We start from the raw sequence: 16407 nt of genomic DNA, 5'->3' as shown, positions 1-16407 counted from the left end.
TTGGGTGACTCTATCTCGTGGTTGATCAACGACGCACCTTTTGGGGTGACGTTGTTGTTCTTCTTTCTTGGCGCCTTCACTCGTGGCAACGCGACGTACTGGGTGGGCCGCGGGATTGCCAAGGGTGTGGAGCGTAGCCGCTTTGAGAAGCGGCTTCACGCTCCGGGGTATCTCAAAGCCCAAAGGTTCATCCAACGCTGGGGTGCACTAGCGGTTCCGTTGAGTTTCTTGACTGTGGGTGTGCAAAGCGCGGTCAACCTCTCTGCTGGGATAAGTAAGATGCCACTGCGTCGATATGTCCCGGCCGTGGCACTTGGCGCGGCATTGTGGGCCTTGATTTACACAAGTATTGGTATGGCTGTGTTCTACGCGTGGTTGGCGTTGGACTGGCCATGGATTGTGGCAGGCATTGTCCTGCTAGCCATAGTCGCGTTTGTTGTCCTTCGCTGGCGCACTCGCGAGCGCGAGAAGCAGGCGCCGGATGCAGAACAACCTTCAGAAATAAAGGGCTGACCGGCCGTATGATGAGTGGGTCAAACCGCGAACACTGAGAGTAGGTACGGCAAATGTCGCTGAACTTATCCAAGTCAGAGAATAGTCCTGTGCAGCTCGATGAAATCGACCGCAAGCTGTTAGCTTTGCTGAGCAAGAACTCACGGCGAACAAATAACTCGTTGGCGCAGGAGCTCGGTATCGCGGCTTCGACCTGTTTGGCACGGTTGAATGCTTTACGCGATTCCGGAGTGATTTCTCGCTTCACCATCGAGGTGGATCCGCAGGTCTTGGGGCGCGAATTGGAGGCGTTGATCTTTGTGAAGATCCGCCCGGGCGCCCGACATCTTATGTCTAACTTTGCTAGTGAAATGCGTTCCAAGTCTGGGGTGCGCCAGCTGTTCTTCTTGGGTGGTGCCGATGACTTTGTCTTGCATGTGGCGGTGCGCAACTCTGCCGACGTGCGACAGTTTGTACTTGATAACCTTTCAGCTAATCCTGCCGTTGCGACCACACAAACTTCTCTGGTGTTCGAACACGGGCAGGGAAGTGGCGAATTTTAGGCCTTAAGCTCAGGCGAAGTACCCCGCAGATTTTCGTAGGAGTGATCCACGCAATGGGCCTACTTCGAAGAAATGTGCTAAACTTGTTGTTCTTCTCTTAGCAATACCGCGGTCCTCTGGCCGTCAAAGATTTACTTTGACCAAACGGATGGACCACATACGGAAGCGACTGAAGAATGGGGAGGTCGAGAAGATAATGAATTTGGAAACAACAATCGTAACGGCCGTGGTGACTCTGGCGGTTTTGGCCATCGTGAGCATCGTGATGGTTCTTCGTTACAAGCAAGAACACCAGACAGAAATTCGCCAGGCTCTGGTGGCCAAGGCCTATAAGTATGGGATTGCCTCGCCTGAGGACCTATCAAACCATGATCTGAACATGCAGATCCGCGAGGCCAAGCGCCAGCGCAAGAACAATGAGAACGATTTGAAAACTGTCTAAACAGATTCATCGTTAGAGCATTCGGCCCCAGGTTGATCAAACAGCCTGGGGCTTTTGCATGCCAAAAAGCTGCCACAAAAATGTAGGTCAATTGTTTTGGCGCTATGTCCCCGGTCACCGAAAAACTCGATTTAGCCCCAGAACCGTGCGGATTGCATCACAAGTGCGTGTGTGGTTCTCGACAAAAGACTTCCGCAGCTAAAACGGTTCAGAAATGATGGTTATAGCTGGAAAGACGTGATGGAAATGAACTAGGAGCAACAGGTATGGCAACGATCCCTTTGGGCGAAGATATTCTTTTGGCACGGCACGGTGCCAACATCGTTAAGCTTCGCCAGGATCGTAAGACCCGTTCAACTGTTGCTGTGTTGCGTGATGGTCAGATGGATACCGCATCCAACTTGCTCACCTTTTCCACCCCATCACTGAGCCCGGCCGCCAGCTTTGGTCGAGGTGCGGTGCGGTACCTGAATGATGAAGCTGAAGTGAGCCGCGGTGAGGTCCGTTCTTTGATCAAGATTTCCTTTGGCTTCAGCGCTGTGATGGGCATTGTTTTTGGCGGACTGGTTTTGGCTCTGTACAAAGTCGGCGGAAACGAAGCGATCCAGTCGCTGACATATATGGGTGGCGCTCAGTAGACCCTGCGGTGCGAAATTGATGGTGAGGTTCCAAGATAACTTGGGAGCTCGCCATTTCTTTTTTGTGGGCAGAAAACTTTGAACGCGGCACGCCTTATAGCTCTCGTTTTTCTTCACCCGCAGGCATAGGATGACCAGAACTAGGCGAACAAGGAGCAGGCCATGCGTTTTGTTTTGGAAGTCAACTTCGATACCGAGAACATGCAACTCAAGCCGCTAGAAGAGCTTCAACGGATTCTGGGGGACTGGTCGCAACGCGTGGCCATGTATCCGCTGGAACCGGGGTCTCAAGAAGATGTCTACGACTCGCAGAATGAAGAAGTCGGAGAATGGGCAATCTTAGAAGACTAATCTCGGCGCTTGGAAATCCATCCGATCACATAGCCGACCGCCAGGGTTACTAGTAGGACCAGCCATAGTGGTGCCGCGGAGTGGATCAAGAAAAACTCCACACGCACATAGGTCAGGTTCTGCAAGATAAATACCAGAGCGAGAATCACCAAGGCGATGGCCGTGATCTGCTTGGCGTTTAGCGCGAATCGGCTGGGCTTGCGCTCCGGGTCAGTCATTGCTTTTTCCTGTCGCTAAGAGCCCATCGATGATGGCCGCGAGACCACGCTGGAATGAATCATCGCTGGTATTGAGCTGTGTTTCGCGTTGTGCCGCCACCGCTTGGGTGAAGTGTGGGGTGAGATCTTGGTGGTTGCTGGTATCAAAAATATCGTGGGGTGCTGCGGTGTCCATGGCCGAACCAAAGATAAAAGATTCCAAAGCAACAATGGTCGGAATGATCGTCTTCTCGGCCAGTCCGAAGTCTTTGAGACCTTGAGCTACACGCTCATACATGCCCAAGGTGCGTGGCGAATCCGAGACTGGAAGCACCGCAATAATGGGGATGAGCGGAATGTGCCGACTGAAAATATTACGGTAGTTGGTCGCCCAAAGAACTAAGGCATTTCGCAGTGGTTCTGTATCAAAAACTGACGTATCGATATCTGCCATGATCAGTTCCTGAATCCACTGCATCAGATCATGTTTTGAATCCACATGGTTATACAAAGCCGAGGGTGAAACACCTAATGACTTGGCCAGGCGCTGCATTGTTAGTGATTCATAACCACCATCGGAAACCAGTTCCAACGCGTTGACGGTAATACGTTCCCTGTTGAGCACCGCCTTGCGTGGTCGCCCTGCGCGCCTGGTTCCGGATTCTGTCATTCGTTCTCTCCCTGACGTGGGTTGCTTCACAACTCGATGTTCTTCCCCTATGCTATATGACAAGTAAATGAACCGAATTCATTTTATTGTTTGAGGGAGCTTTTCATGGAACATCTGGAACGCGACGTAGTTGTCATTGGCGCTGGCCCATCGGGTCTGACCGCAGCCTACGAGCTGAACAAAGCAGGCAAGTCTGTCGCCGTACTCGAAGCTCGAGATCGTGTGGGCGGCCGCACCTGGAGCGACCAGATGCACGGAGCCACCATCGAAATCGGCGGTCAGTGGATCAGTCCCGATCAAACTGGTCTCTACTCGCTGATCAACGAGTTGGGCATCGAAACCTTTGAACGCTACAAGGCCGGCAAAAGTGTCTACCTCAACGAGCAGGGTGAAGCCATCGTTTATGAGGGCGAAGACTTCCCCGTCTCCGAAGACAGCGTGGCCGAAATGAACAAGCTCATCGGCATCATGAACGAACTGGCCGCACAAATGAATCCAGACAAGCCATGGGAACACCCACAGGCCCAAGAGCTGGACATGGTTTCCTTCCACCACTTCCTGCGTCAGCACTCCTCGGACGAACTAGCCTGCAACAACGTCGGCCTCTTTATTGCCGGTGGCATGCTCACCAAACCAGCCCATACCTTCTCTGCACTTCAAGCAGTATTGATGGCTTCCTCGGCGGGATCCTTCGACAACCTCGTTGATGAAGATTTCATCCTTGACCGCCGCATCGTTGGCACCATGCAGGGCGTATCCAAGACGGTTGCTGCGCGGCTGGGTGAAGAAATCGTATTCCTGAATAACCCAGTGCTGAAGCTGGAATGGAATGATGACGGGGTGGTAGCTCACGGTGAGACCGTCACCGTGTCCGCCAAGAAGGTTGTGGTGGCAATTCCACCTAACCTGTACTCGCGAATCACTTACGTTCCTGCGCTTCCACGCAAGCAGCACGTCACCCATCAGCACCAGTCCATGGGCTTGGTCATCAAGGTGCACGCCGTTTACGAAACCCCGTTCTGGCGCGAAGATGGACTGTCGGGAACCTGCTTCGGGCCCAACGCACTAGTCCAGGAACTCTACGACAACACCTACACCGGAGAAAGCACCGGAACCTTGGTGGGCTTCATCTCGGATCTGAAAGCTGACGAGATGTGGGAACTGGACGATGAGGCACGTCGCGAAGCCATCCTGCAGGGCATTGCCGACTACCTTGGCGAGAAAGCGCTAGATCCAAAGGTCTTCTACCTCTCGGATTTCGCTTCTGAAGAATGGACCCGCGGAGCTTACGCAACCAGCTATGACCTAGGTGGCCTGCACCGCTTTGGCCCAGTCCAGAACGATAACCTCGGACCAATCTATTTCTCCTCCTCGGACTTGGCCGGCGAAGGCTACCAGCACGTGGATGGCGCGGTACGTATGGGTCGCCGCTCGGCCGCACGCATCATCGCAGAACTTGATGGCACCAGCTACGACGAGAACTACGATGGCGTGCAGACACTGACCTCTACCGCAGATAAGGTCAACGCCTAAATCATGAAATTGCTTGTAGGTTACACCGCCGAAGAACGCGGTGCCGAAGCTATCGAACTGGCCAGCGCGCTTGTTGCATCCACCCCGGATGCGTCCTTGCACATTGCCATTGTGCTTCCGGCTGCTGCACCCTTTAGCGCTGTCTACCCGGGTGGAGATCATGGATATTCAACCATTCTCTCCGCTCAAGTAGACCAGTGGGCAAAACACGCCCTGACGCTGGTGCCCGAAGGAATCCAGGCCTCGGTGGTGGCGAGATCAGTCTCCTCCGTGGCCGAAGGGCTGATTTCGCTGGCTCAACAGGTTGATGCTGACGGCATCGTGCTCGGCGGCCGCAAACGTCACCGGGCAGGGTTCTTCATGCCCGGGGCAATCGCCAACGCGTTATTGCACTCCTCGCCAGTTTCGGTGTTCATGTCCTCACCGACTGCTATAGAAACCTTGCGAGCTGCCAACGGCAAGCTCACCAGGCTGACCGCCTTTGTGGGGGACCGGCCCGGAGCTAAAGACGTCATTGAACTCTCGGCCCAAATTGCTACAGCCTGCGCAGTACCACTTCGAGTAGCAACCCTAGTTTTGCCCTACGACGTTCAAGACCCAGACCGGGATCTTGATGCCCACGTTCAGGCAACCAGCGATTACCTTTCGCAACTGACAGCGTCCATGGAATTGGACGCCACTATTGACGTTGTTGTTGGGCGCAACCTCGATGAAGCAACTGGCCAGCTTTCCTGGCAAGACGGCGATCTCGCCTTGCTTGGCTCAGCACGCTTAGCGGCTGCCCGCAGGCTCTTTATCGGGCCTAAAGCCCAACGTATCCTCGGCAAGCTTTCGGTGCCCATGGGTGTTATCCCTAACCCGGGATCAGGCAACTAGCTTCACTTTTTTAGATCTTGAAGGAAGGGTGGCTCGGTACTTCTGACCGACGCACTTATCGCCTCACTAAAGCAAAAGGTAAACCAACATGTCGCAAGACTTGAGGCAGGATTCTAATCCTGCAGCCGCTGAAACCGGTTTGCACGAAAAAGGGCTCTCCAAGGGCACCGTAGGCGTTATGGGCCTGGTGGTCATCGGAATTTCCAGTATCGCCCCGGCATACACCCTCACCGCAGGACTGGGCGCAACGGTGGCTGAAGTAGGCACCAGTCTTCCAGCTATCTTGCTAGCAGGGTTCTTGCCCATGCTGTTGGTGGCCTTGGGCTACCGAGAGCTAAACAATGCCATGCCCGACTCAGGGACCTCGTTCACCTGGGCTACCCGTGCCTTCGGACCAATGATTGGTTGGATGGGCGGTTGGGGGCTGGTGGCTGCCACGGTGATTGTCCTTTCAAATCTGGCCGCTGTCGCAGTTGATTTCTTCTACATCCTGCTGGCCCAACTGACCGGTCACGACGAGATCGCTGAGCTGACCACCAATCTGTGGATCAACATTCCCACTACCTTGATCTTCATCGCTGTTGCCGCCTTCATCTCCTATCGAGGCATGAACGCAACCAAGGTCTTCCAGTACGGTCTGGTCGCGTTCCAGGTAGCGGTGCTGTTGCTGTTCGCGGTGATGTCCTTTACCTCAAACCAACCTTTTGACCGAACCCCGATTACCTTGGAAATGTTCAACCCAGCTGGCGTTGAGAGTTTCTCGGCCTTTGCCGCCGGCATTTCACTGTCTATCTTCGTTTTCTGGGGTTGGGATGTCACCCTGACCATGAACGAAGAAACCACGGATCCTAAGAAGGTTCCGGGCCGAGGTGCGACGTGGACTGTTCTGCTGATCATGGCGCTGTACGTAGCAGTATCCCTCGGTGTGCTGTACTGGGCGGGCGTGGGAACCACAGGCTTAGGCGCTGGAAACCCGGAAAATCAGGAATCAATTTTCGCTGTGCTCTCCGGTCCAGTGATGGGTCCGCTGGCCTTGTTGATGTCTTTGGCAATCCTCTCCTCCTCGGCAGCCTCGCTGCAGTCCACCATGGTTTCCCCGGCACGTACTTTGCTGGCCATGGGCTACTACAAGGCCTTGCCCACCAGCTTCGCAAAGATCTCTCCACGATTCATGTCGCCTTCGGTGGCTACCTTTGTTACTGCTGCCGCAGCTGCAGTGTTCTACGTGGTTACCCGTCTGGTCTCTGAAAATGCCCTCTGGGATACGATCACCGCGCTTGGCCTGATGATCTGCTTCTACTACGGGCTGACCGCACTCGCTTGCGTTTGGTATTTCCGTGCAGAGCTCTTCAGCAGTGCAAGAAACGTCATCTTCAAATTCCTGGCACCACTCATTGGTGGCGTGGTTTTGCTGGTGTTGTTCTTCGCCACGGCCTTCGAGTCGATGGACCCCGACTACGGTTCAGGATCCAACATTGGGGGAGTAGGAATGGTCTTCATTCTTGGCGTCGGAGTTCTGCTGCTTGGTGTCGTAGTCATGATCTACATGCGGATCACCCAGCCATCCTTCTTCAAGGGAGAAACCATCAAGACCTACAAGCCAATCAAGTAACTACAAAAAGAATCTTTGGCATTGAACCACCCACGAAACTCTTCGTGGGTGGTTCAATTGGTTCATGGCTAACTCGGTGCTTTTCATCTGCTCACGCAATGCCGGCAAATCTCAGATGGCTGCCGCGCTCATGGACTATATTTCTGACGGCAAAGTCACCAGCTATTCGGCTGGCACTAATCCGGGCTCTGGCATCAATCAAGAAGCTGTGGCCGCGTTGTCGCAGGCCGGGGCCGACATGTCAGGCGGAACGCCGAAGCCTATTGATCCGCAGATTGTGGATCAGGTGGACCGGGTCATCATCTTAGGTACAGATGCGCACCCGAACCTTGCCCCGACGGTGAACGCGGAACGCTGGGTGACCTATGAACCCAGTGAAGATGGAATCACCGGCGCCGAGCGCATGAATCTCATCCGAGATGAAATTGCTGAGCGAGTCAGGGAACTCTTCCACGAGCTGGAAGACTAGTGCTTGTCTTTGCTGAGTTTCTTTAGCAGTTCAGTGGTGCGGTAAGGAATTACGTCGCGCAGAATCATTGAGGTTGAGGTGCGGGTAATGCCCGGGCACAGTCGAATCTCTTCACTGACGCGGTAGAGATCATCTGGATCCGTCGCCGAAACACGAATCAGTAAATCGGTGTCGCCAGCAGGTGCAACACATTCCAAAACCTCAGGGATCTGGCGAAGGGCTGCGATGGCTTCATTCAGGCTGGCCTGATTCAGTTCAGCACTGACAAAAGCACTGACACCGCGCCCCATGGATGCAGGCAGGATGCGAGCGGTGTTTGGACGCAATGCACCGGAGTGGGCCAGACGTTCCAAGCGAGTCTGAACAGTGCCTCGGGCTAGGCCCAGTTGCTGCGCCAACATCATGATCGGAACACGTGGATCAGCATCAAGCGCCAGCAGGATACGTCGGTCGGTTTCATCGAGCTGATACGTATCCGAATTCATATACTGGTCTCCTGTGACAGGTTGTGATGCACGTGCGTAAGTACCTTCTTAGGATTTTAGTCAATATGACCAGTTGAGCCCAAATGTGTTGCGCGGACTGCCCGATAATGTTGCGTAAAAACCGGCGCTCCATGCCAGTAAAAGCGGTTTCGCGTCATCCGTGATCTCTTGTCCACATAAGCGTGCTTCACCGATGTTTTGGGAAGTAATCCAAGTACCCTATTGCTATGAGGTTTATGCGCTTGGAAGATGTTGCTGAGGAGCTTAATGTAAAGCTTCCTCAAGTCCGCGCCCTAGTAAAAAGCGGCGAGCTACCAGCAATCCAAATTGGTGGCCGTGGCATGTGGCGCGTAGAACGCGTCGAGTTGGAAAACTATATTCAGCAACGCTATGCGCAAGCTCGCGAAGAGATCACGAACGACTCCACTCTTAGGGCTGAGTAGTGTTCTTCAGATAGAACTTCAGGGCGTCACGTACCAGCGGCGCATGTCCGCCATAGTTCTTAGCAAACCGTTCGTCGGCGACGTACATGTCGGCCAAAGATTCAATGTATTGAGCATGTTTCTCAGGATCTTCAGCACCCAGTGGCGTTCCCGGAACGGAAGATAACCATTGCACGTGACGTGCGGCCAGCGACTGGGCCACCTCGCTTTCTGCACTCACTTGGTCGTTGCCGGCCTGGATCCACGCGTCGTTTAGTTCTTGAACCAGCGCGAAGAATTCACTCTGCTCTTGCTTAGTCTTACTGCGCCACCATTTATTTGAGCTGTTGTAGGCCTCGGACCCCCAACGCTCGGTGACTTCTTGTTTGTACTGCTCATTGAATCCGTCAAAGCTCGTTTCGGGTTTCATAGTCTCTCCAGTTTCTAGTGCGGTAATTGAGTGCTTCAGGGCGAGAATCTGCCGGTCTAACGTTTCTCGTTGAAGCTGCAGCTGCTCGACGTGCTTCTTGAGCGCCTCACGTTCATCGCTTTGGCGCTCTAAGATCTCGGCGATATTTTCTAAGCTAAGTCCCATGTCCTTGAGTACCAGAATTCGTTGAAGTCGAACCAGCTGGTCTTGGGCGTAGAAGCGGTAGCCGTTTGAAGCCACGCGGTGCGGGCTAAACAGTCCGATGTGGTCGTAATGGCGCAGGGTGCGGCTGCTGATCCCTGCAGTCCGAGCCAAGTACGCAATAGAGAATTCGTCAGGCTCTTCAAAGTTCGTTGGCTCGTTCATATGCCACACGCTACCGGTTGACGCTACGTCAATGTCAACGGGTAGCTAAGAATCTGTTATTCGCAACTTGTGATTCAGGTCTCTCGACAGAATGGCGAAAAATTCTGAGCAAAAGTGATTCTCGTTGATCATATTGACTACTGTGTCGACCGTCCGTTGCGCACGGTGAATCATGTGTAGTTCAATGAAATCAGACGACGTTGGAAAGGTAATCGCCGAATCCAATTACGACCTAACGTGTTTGTAGACCACCTGCATCTACATCGCTGAAGAAGAACTGGCCACCCACGCCAGGACTTGGTGAAAGAACTTTATCGATGGCTCGTGAGCATTCCTGTTTGCTGGAATGCTTGCGGGCCATCTTTTTGTGAGCCCACCTAAACTGCGAACATACCTCGTGCCCTTCGCGCAGTGCCCGGTCGGCTCTGGAACAATGAGCCCGTAGGTACATGAAGGAGCATTGTGGGTTCAATGAGGCGCGTCTGGCAAAACTGGTGGATGCAATTAGTCGGTGGCATTTTGATGGCGGCCATCGCTGTCTTGCCGTGGTTGTGGATCGGTGAAAAAGACCGAGCGATACTCCCGGTAGCTAGTGACGATGCTCTTGGATTGATTATCGTATTCGCTTTGACAGCACTGCTTGGTAGCTGGTGTGTTCGCCGAATAGGTCGAGGACGAACCGGATTCGCGGTGGTGACCGCGGTAGGAATGTTCCTGGGCATGCTTGCCCTTGGTGCTCAAGGAATTCAAGCGACAAACCCGGCGGCGTTTAGTGGAGATCTGTCCAAAGCTTCAGTACACCAGCTCTGGGTATTTGGTTCGCTTTTGGTCATTAGCCAAGCGTGGTACTTCTTGAGCGCAAAGTTGCGTTTACCCGTGGCAGCACTGTTCTACGCCATGTTGGCGGTCAGCCTTGGGTACTGGTTGCAGATCGTTGCTTCGCTCATCGCCGGCGCCCAAAGTTATGCGATCTATCTGGGCTATGCAGGTGCTTTGATCTTGGGCCTCATCCTTGGTTTTGTTGGATTCCTGCGTGCCTCGAATCTGATTTTTTGGGTACTGTCCTTAGCTATCCAATGGGTCATGCCCGCGGTAGTGGACAGTGCAGCGCGCGTCATCCAATCAGAGGTTGGTTTCGCCAAGGGGCTGCGTGCTTTTGGTAAGAACTTCAGCGCAACCGTGCTTGAGGTGCCATGGCAAACGCCATTGATTGTCAGCCTTGCTACGGCCATGCTCACCAGCGTCATTATCGTGATCGTTCGCAAGGCACGTAGGCGCTAGGGCGATACGACCTAGAATGAACTTATGGATGAACTGCGCGAATGCGATCCCGAGGAACTGGTCCAACCCATAATCTTGAGGATCGACAAAGAAGATCCTTCAACTGAAGATGAGGGGCTTTCGGCAGTTTCTCGCGCAGCGGTCATTGCATACCTTCAGGACCCGCATAACGAGGACTGGCAGAAGTGGGCGGAACAAGCTTTCGCTAAGTCGGTGCGGCGAGCGAATCCGAAGATGTTCGCCAAGGTCCTTGAAATGTTCCCAGAGCAAATGGTTAGCGAAGTGGGCAAGGCTCAAGCTGTCGGTTTGCCACCGCTTCCGGCCGCGGATCTTCCCAAGCTTATTGCCAAGCTTCAGGTCTCAGGCACGCAGCTACCCAAGAGCGATGAAATCCTTGATTCTAAAGTAATCATCGCCGTCAATGCCTCCCTTGAAATGTCTACCGGCAAGGCAGCCGCTCAGTGTGCCCACGCGTTGTTTGCATGGTTGACCGAAAGCAGAGGTCAAGACATTGAGGGATGGCTCAAAGTGCATGCTCCGGTAGGGATTCGACACCTGCCTAAAAAGGACTTTGAAGTATTGTCACGGCGAGCAAGTGGGCCGGTGATCCAGGATGCCGGCCGTACCGAGATTGAACCCGGATCTACTACCGCATTTGTTCTCGTTCAAGCCGACTAGCGAGAACTCTTGTTGAGTCTGGAATGTCAGACAGCGCCTGAAACAATGCTCTGGTTGATTCTTGCTGAGTCTGTTCTGCTGTAGTTATGGGCGAACTACCAGAAGCACAACAAAACTCCGTGGACCGTGTGGCACCAAAATGGGCTGGTCGAGTCGACGGAGATGGACCTGAACACACCCGCTGGCATCAGCGTGTGAGTGAGCAGGTTCAGCCAGATCTTTCTGGCGCCGTAGCGCTGATCGGGTTCTGCTCGGATGCAGGGGTGCAACGCAATCAAGGACGCACCGGTGCAGCTGATGGCCCCGCTAGCTTGCGGGCCGCGCTGAGCCCCTTGGCCATCCATAGCCAGCGGGCACTAGTGGACTTAGGCGACGTTGTGGTTACCGGTGACGATTTGGAGCAGGGCCAGGATCGGTTAGCAGCAGTGGTGGAGCAAGCCTTGGATGCTGACGCTCTGCCGATAGTGCTCGGTGGTGGGCATGAAACCGCCTACGGGACAGCCAGCGGATTACTGAATTTCCTGGCTACGCAGACGTCGAAACGCATTGGCATTCTTAATCTTGATGCCCACTTTGATCTGCGTGATGAACTTCGGCGCAGCAGTGGCACACCGTTTCTTGACATTGCCCGAGTCATGGAAAAATCTGGGCGAGAATTCAACTATGCCGTTGTGGGGATCAGCCGTCCGAGCAATACCTCGGCTCTCTTCGCCAGGGCTGACAAGCTAAGTGTTAGCTACTTGCTTGATGAGCAGTGTCAGCCAGATCGCGCGCAGCGTTTTGTATCCGAATTCTTGGATCGTATCGACGTGCTGTATCTGACCATTGACCTTGATGTATTGCCCGCAAGCGTGGCTCCCGGGGTCAGTGCTCCCGCCGGATTTGGCGTCGCTTTTGAAGTCATTGATGCCGTGTGCCGTCAGGTTGTGCAAAGTGGAAAACTAGCGGTCACAGATGTTGTTGAGCTCAACCCGAAATTTGATGTTGACTCTCGAACCGCGCGTAGCGCAGCGCGACTGATCTACGATCTTGCAGTGGGGTAGCGGCGTCATTAGATTGATTGTTTGACCCCTCAAACATTATCCTGTGAGTAAGCGAAGTTTGTCGCTCGCGTTCTCTTGCAACGAGGCAGGAGCAGCGCCACGAAGCTCAGGATTTGAGGACACAAGTGCTAATAATGTCTGGACTGCGCAAGCCATCGCGCATGATGGCATTGCTTGTTGTGTCGTTGTTGGTGGTGGCTACGGGATGTACTCCGGCAAGTGAGTCGCAGCCGGGTATGGCCGAATCAGCTGACTCCCGTCCAGTGGTGATCACGACGTTCACCGTGCTGCAGGACATCGCTCAAAACGTTGCAGGCGATCACCTGCGGGTGGAATCGCTGACTCGTCTCGGAGCTGAAATTCACGGCTATGAGCCAACCCCCGATGACCTGCGCCGTGCCTCCCAAGCTGATTTGATCTTGGATAACGGGCTAAACCTTGAAGCGTGGTTCGCTCAATTTGTTCAAGAGAGCCCGGCACCGCATGTCACCGTCAGTGACGACATTACGCCGATTGGAATTGTTCAGGGGGAAGGTGCTGGCAAACCAAACCCTCACGCCTGGATGAGTCCAATGAACGTGCAAAAATACGTGAACCGGATGGCAGAGGCCTTCAGCAAACTTGATCCAACCAATTCCGCTGACTATCAAGCTAACGCCAAGCGGTATCAAGCTGAACTACAAAAAGTTCAAGATGATCTTGCCACCGAACTCAAATCAATTCCCGCGCAGCAGCGGGTCTTGGTTACTTGTGAAGGTGCCTTTAGCTACCTGGCTAAAGATGCCGGGCTCAAGGAAAAGTACCTTTGGGCGGTCAACGCGGAATCTCAGGCGACGCCACGCAAAGTCGCCTCCACCATTGACTATGTGCGAGAGAACCACGTTCCTGCAGTCTTCTGCGAATCAACCGTATCTGATGCAGCGATGCAACGAGTGGTGGAATCTACCGACGCAAAATACGGCGGAACACTGTACGTAGATTCACTCTCAGAAGCTGATGGACCGGTTCCGACTTACCTAGAACTGATTACGCACGATACTCAGCTCATCGCCCGATCGTTGAAAGGCCAAACGCCATGATCGTCACAAGTACTACTGAGTTGGCCGTTGACGTTTCATCGGCCACCGTTCATTACGGTCCCGTGCTGGCTTTGGATAACGCATCGCTGGCGCTGGCCCAAGGCACCGTCTGCGGGTTGGTGGGCATGAACGGATCCGGGAAGTCCACACTCTTCAAAACGATCATGGGCCAAATCAAGCCCGACAGTGGGAGCGTAAAAATCGGTGGTACCGATCCGCTCCAAGCGCGTAAGAGCGGAATGCTCGCCTATGTTCCACAGAGCGAAGCGGTGGATTGGAACTTTCCCATATCGGTACGCGATGTAGTGATGACTGGCCGGTACGGACAGATGGGATGGAGTCGAAGGGCCAAGAAGAAGGACCATGCGGCAGTCAACGAAGCGTTGGAACGGGTGGAACTGACCGAGTACGTAGACCGGCAAATCGGCCAACTTTCCGGTGGCCAGAAGAAACGTGCTTTCGTCGCAAGGTGCATCGCCCAAGGTGCCAGCATCATGCTGCTTGATGAACCGTTCGCCGGCGTAGATAAACGCAGTGAAGCGACCATCACCACGCTACTGCGCGAAATTGCCGATGATGGTGGAAGCATCTTGATCTCCACCCATGATTTGCAGGCCCTGCCACAGCTAGCTGATGAAGCGGTGCTGTTGATGCGCAAGGTCCTGATGCACGGTGCACCCGAGGTCGTGCTGCAGGCAGAGAACTTGGCGTTGGCCTTCGGGCTAGATCCGATGAAACGAGATGTCTCATGAACCTGATTGAACTGCTCGCCGAGCCACTGAGCTACACATTTATGATCCGCGCCTTGTCGGTGACGGTTATTGCGTCCGTGCTGTGCGCGGTACTTTCTTGCTGGTTGGTGCTTATTGGCTGGTCCTTGATGGGAGACGCGGTCTCTCACGCAGTACTTCCAGGGGTCGTCTTGGCCTACATCGTTGGAGCGCCGTTTGCACTGGGAGCATTGATCTTTGGATTCTTAGCCGTGGCCCTCATCGGGGGAGTGCGGGACACAACCAAACTGAAAGAAGACGCCGCGATAGGCATTGTCTTCACCACACTGTTTTCCTTCGGACTGGTTCTCATCTCTGTCACACCAAGCCACATCGATCTCAACCACATTATCTTCGGCAACCTCTTGGGTGTCTCTGCAGAGGATCTGTGGCAAGTATTGGTCTTGGGTGCGGTGACCTTCTCAATACTGATCTTTAAACGTAAGGACTTCACGCTCTACGCCTTTGATCAGACGCATGCACACGCACTGGGAATGAACCAACGACTGATTGGTGCAGTGCTTCTCGGGTTGCTCGCCATGACATCAGTGGTTGCCTTGCAAGCTGTCGGAGTCATCTTGGTGGTCGCGATGCTAATCATCCCCGGGGCCGCAGCGTTCTTGCTGACTGACAAGTTTTCAAAGATGTTGATCATTGCACCGGCGCTCGCTGCGTCTGCCGGAATATTGGGCGTCTACGTAAGCTACTTCCTCGACGCATCCACCGGCGGCATGGTGGTGCTAGCTCAAGGTTTAATCTTCACGGTGGTCTACCTGTTCAGCCCTCGGCAAGGATTGATTGCCGCTTACATAGCAACAAAAAATCGACGCAAGTCGTTGGCGGCAGCTAGCTAGATCAAGTTCTCGAATATCAACGAATCGGTTGTCGCTTCAGCAGAAATGAACGTGGCGGAGGTCTTTGACCTCCGCCACGTTCATTTCTTGATTATGCGCGCCAGCGAAGCTTTCCGTTGGCATCGTATTTGCAGGTGTACAGCTTGCCTGCGGCAGATTTTCCACGCTTGCCCTTGTCCACGTTCTTGCAGTAAGAACCGGGATGTACGGTGCCCTTGACCGTGCTAGGAGACTTTGTGGTCTTTTTCTTTGGAGTAGTTTTTGGTGTTGAACCAGCAGGCTTAATCGCGGTGACTTTGGCGCCCTTTTGGTTCCTGCAAGAGCTCAGTACCTTGTTCATGGCGTTCTTTTCGGGTTTTGTCACCGAAAGCGCGTACTTTTTCTTGACGCTAATTTGTGTGGCCACGTATTGGCAGCGGAAGCTCTTATTCTTTGGCAACCACTCGGCGGTATTCTTCTCGCCCTTCTGGCGATTAGCGGACGCATCAGCAGCAATAAGGTTCAGCGGATCGTTAGCTAGCGCCTGACGCTGAGATTGTGAAAGCTTTTGCGCACCGGAAATCCACGCATTTTTCAGGGCAACCACGTGGTCAATATCGACGCTTCCAGACTTGACCTTCCAATTGATCCTCTTGCCGGTGTACTTGTCGTTCAACGTACCGGAAGCGACCGTGCACTTCTTGCGATCCTTGAACTTCACCTTAGACATATCTCGGGAGAGTGTGTCTTGGCGTTCGTCGCACTTGTCCTTGTCGAAGTCTTTCCAGCCGTTGCCGAATTTCTTGTTTCGGTTGTATCCAGTAGCGGCAGCTTTACCCTTGACCGATAGCGACTTGAGCATAGTCGTGGCTTTGGGACCGTTGAGCTTGGGCCCGGCGCTGACCTTCTTGGAGCTGGTCGAAGCGCGTTCGATGACCAAGGTCTGACCTGCGGACAACGGCGCTGGAACTGTTTCAGAAACGCTGGCCAACGACGGCGAATCTGCTGGGGCACTGCAACCGGCGAGAACCAGAATTGCAGCGCAGAGCAGGGCAAAGATTTTCCTAGGCAAGGTGAAGTCTTTCGGCAGGAAGGAATACGAGTGATGACCAAAACTCGGTGGATCGATCCAAGGATAAGAAACTTGAACTTTTCAGTAAGTTTGGTTGATTCATAC

At 53.8% G+C, this 16407-nt stretch carries 21 protein-coding genes; 16 read left to right on the top strand and 5 right to left on the bottom strand.

The window, feature by feature from the left end; genetic code table 11:
• The 5 genes from AC1Z3F_RS11030 (at position 1) to AC1Z3F_RS11010 (ending at position 2486) form a co-directional block, all read left to right on the top strand.
• Positions 1-513 (top strand): DedA family protein, encoded by a 513-nt coding sequence (locus AC1Z3F_RS11030; protein WP_262199373.1) that lies wholly within the window; start codon positions 1-3, stop codon positions 511-513.
• Between the two features lie 53 nt (positions 514-566).
• The gene (locus tag AC1Z3F_RS11025; protein WP_131089137.1) at positions 567-1055 is read left to right on the top strand and encodes an Lrp/AsnC family transcriptional regulator; all 489 of its coding nucleotides are present in this window, start codon (positions 567-569) and stop codon (positions 1053-1055) included.
• 196 nt (positions 1056-1251) lie between these two features.
• Positions 1252-1497 (top strand): hypothetical protein, encoded by a 246-nt coding sequence (locus tag AC1Z3F_RS11020; RefSeq protein WP_131089136.1) that lies wholly within the window; start codon positions 1252-1254, stop codon positions 1495-1497.
• Between the two features lie 266 nt (positions 1498-1763).
• Positions 1764-2135 (top strand): hypothetical protein, encoded by a 372-nt coding sequence (locus AC1Z3F_RS11015; RefSeq protein ID WP_131089135.1) that lies wholly within the window; start codon positions 1764-1766, stop codon positions 2133-2135.
• Between the two features lie 162 nt (positions 2136-2297).
• Complete coding sequence (locus AC1Z3F_RS11010; RefSeq protein WP_131089134.1) at positions 2298-2486, top strand: hypothetical protein; 189 nt, start codon at positions 2298-2300, stop codon at positions 2484-2486.
• Here AC1Z3F_RS11010 and AC1Z3F_RS11005 read toward each other — a convergent pair.
• Together AC1Z3F_RS11005 and AC1Z3F_RS11000 are read right to left on the bottom strand one after the other, a co-directional pair.
• Positions 2483-2704, bottom strand: coding sequence for a LapA family protein (locus AC1Z3F_RS11005; protein ID WP_131089133.1), 222 nt, complete (start codon positions 2702-2704; stop codon positions 2483-2485). The genes AC1Z3F_RS11010 and AC1Z3F_RS11005 overlap by 4 nt on opposite strands.
• Positions 2697-3353, bottom strand: coding sequence for a TetR/AcrR family transcriptional regulator (locus AC1Z3F_RS11000; RefSeq protein ID WP_131089132.1), 657 nt, complete (start codon positions 3351-3353; stop codon positions 2697-2699). The genes AC1Z3F_RS11005 and AC1Z3F_RS11000 overlap by 8 nt, the downstream gene beginning before the upstream one ends.
• A gap of 105 nt (positions 3354-3458) precedes the next feature.
• Here AC1Z3F_RS11000 and AC1Z3F_RS10995 point away from each other — a divergent pair, with 105 nt between their 5' ends.
• From AC1Z3F_RS10995 to AC1Z3F_RS10980, 4 genes are all read left to right on the top strand, one after another.
• On the top strand, positions 3459-4886 hold the full coding sequence (locus AC1Z3F_RS10995; RefSeq protein ID WP_131089131.1) for a flavin monoamine oxidase family protein: 1428 nt from the start codon (positions 3459-3461) through the stop codon (positions 4884-4886).
• 3 nt (positions 4887-4889) lie between these two features.
• Complete coding sequence (locus AC1Z3F_RS10990) at positions 4890-5762, top strand: universal stress protein (RefSeq protein WP_131089130.1); 873 nt, start codon at positions 4890-4892, stop codon at positions 5760-5762.
• A gap of 88 nt (positions 5763-5850) precedes the next feature.
• A complete protein-coding gene (locus tag AC1Z3F_RS10985; protein WP_131089129.1) occupies positions 5851-7374 on the top strand; it encodes an APC family permease in 1524 nt (507 codons plus the stop codon).
• A gap of 64 nt (positions 7375-7438) precedes the next feature.
• Positions 7439-7843: an arsenate-mycothiol transferase ArsC gene (locus AC1Z3F_RS10980; protein WP_131089128.1), complete on the top strand. Its 405-nt coding sequence runs from the start codon at positions 7439-7441 to the stop codon at positions 7841-7843.
• Here AC1Z3F_RS10980 and AC1Z3F_RS10975 read toward each other — a convergent pair.
• Complete coding sequence (locus AC1Z3F_RS10975; protein ID WP_131089127.1) at positions 7840-8328, bottom strand: Lrp/AsnC family transcriptional regulator; 489 nt, start codon at positions 8326-8328, stop codon at positions 7840-7842. The genes AC1Z3F_RS10980 and AC1Z3F_RS10975 overlap by 4 nt on opposite strands.
• 236 nt (positions 8329-8564) lie before the next feature.
• Between AC1Z3F_RS10975 and AC1Z3F_RS10970 the strand changes: the two genes are divergently transcribed.
• Entirely contained in the window at positions 8565-8771 is a 207-nt protein-coding gene (locus tag AC1Z3F_RS10970; protein ID WP_131089832.1) for a helix-turn-helix domain-containing protein, read from the top strand.
• Here AC1Z3F_RS10970 and AC1Z3F_RS10965 read toward each other — a convergent pair.
• On the bottom strand, positions 8758-9546 hold the full coding sequence (locus AC1Z3F_RS10965) for a MerR family transcriptional regulator (RefSeq protein ID WP_131089126.1): 789 nt from the start codon (positions 9544-9546) through the stop codon (positions 8758-8760). The two genes, AC1Z3F_RS10970 and AC1Z3F_RS10965, sit on opposite strands and share 14 nt — an antisense overlap.
• 462 nt (positions 9547-10008) lie before the next feature.
• Between AC1Z3F_RS10965 and AC1Z3F_RS10960 the strand changes: the two genes are divergently transcribed.
• The 6 genes from AC1Z3F_RS10960 (at position 10009) to AC1Z3F_RS10935 (ending at position 15251) form a co-directional block, all read left to right on the top strand.
• Positions 10009-10827: a hypothetical protein gene (locus AC1Z3F_RS10960; protein ID WP_483565707.1), complete on the top strand. Its 819-nt coding sequence runs from the start codon at positions 10009-10011 to the stop codon at positions 10825-10827.
• A gap of 24 nt (positions 10828-10851) precedes the next feature.
• Positions 10852-11505 carry a peptidyl-tRNA hydrolase gene (locus AC1Z3F_RS10955; RefSeq protein ID WP_483565706.1) on the top strand — a complete coding sequence of 218 codons (654 nt, stop codon included), beginning with the start codon at positions 10852-10854 and terminating at the stop codon, positions 11503-11505.
• A gap of 86 nt (positions 11506-11591) precedes the next feature.
• Complete coding sequence (gene hutG, locus AC1Z3F_RS10950) at positions 11592-12548, top strand: formimidoylglutamase (protein WP_483565705.1); 957 nt, start codon at positions 11592-11594, stop codon at positions 12546-12548.
• Between the two features lie 134 nt (positions 12549-12682).
• Positions 12683-13627, top strand: a complete 945-nt coding sequence (locus tag AC1Z3F_RS10945; protein WP_278184785.1) for a metal ABC transporter substrate-binding protein — start codon at positions 12683-12685, stop codon at positions 13625-13627.
• Positions 13624-14379: a metal ABC transporter ATP-binding protein gene (locus AC1Z3F_RS10940; protein WP_483565704.1), complete on the top strand. Its 756-nt coding sequence runs from the start codon at positions 13624-13626 to the stop codon at positions 14377-14379. The genes AC1Z3F_RS10945 and AC1Z3F_RS10940 overlap by 4 nt, the downstream gene beginning before the upstream one ends.
• The gene (locus AC1Z3F_RS10935; RefSeq protein WP_483565703.1) at positions 14376-15251 is read left to right on the top strand and encodes a metal ABC transporter permease; all 876 of its coding nucleotides are present in this window, start codon (positions 14376-14378) and stop codon (positions 15249-15251) included. The genes AC1Z3F_RS10940 and AC1Z3F_RS10935 overlap by 4 nt, the downstream gene beginning before the upstream one ends.
• Before the next feature lie 91 nt (positions 15252-15342).
• On the opposite strand, the gene AC1Z3F_RS10930 is transcribed toward AC1Z3F_RS10935, so the two are convergent.
• The gene (locus AC1Z3F_RS10930; RefSeq protein ID WP_483565702.1) at positions 15343-16302 is read right to left on the bottom strand and encodes an HNH endonuclease family protein; all 960 of its coding nucleotides are present in this window, start codon (positions 16300-16302) and stop codon (positions 15343-15345) included.
• Positions 16303-16407 lie beyond the last annotated feature (105 nt).

Source organism: Glutamicibacter sp. MOO4 (genome assembly GCF_056934395.1).
Note: the sequence above shows the minus strand (reverse complement) of the source record. Positions and strands in the feature narration are given on the sequence as shown.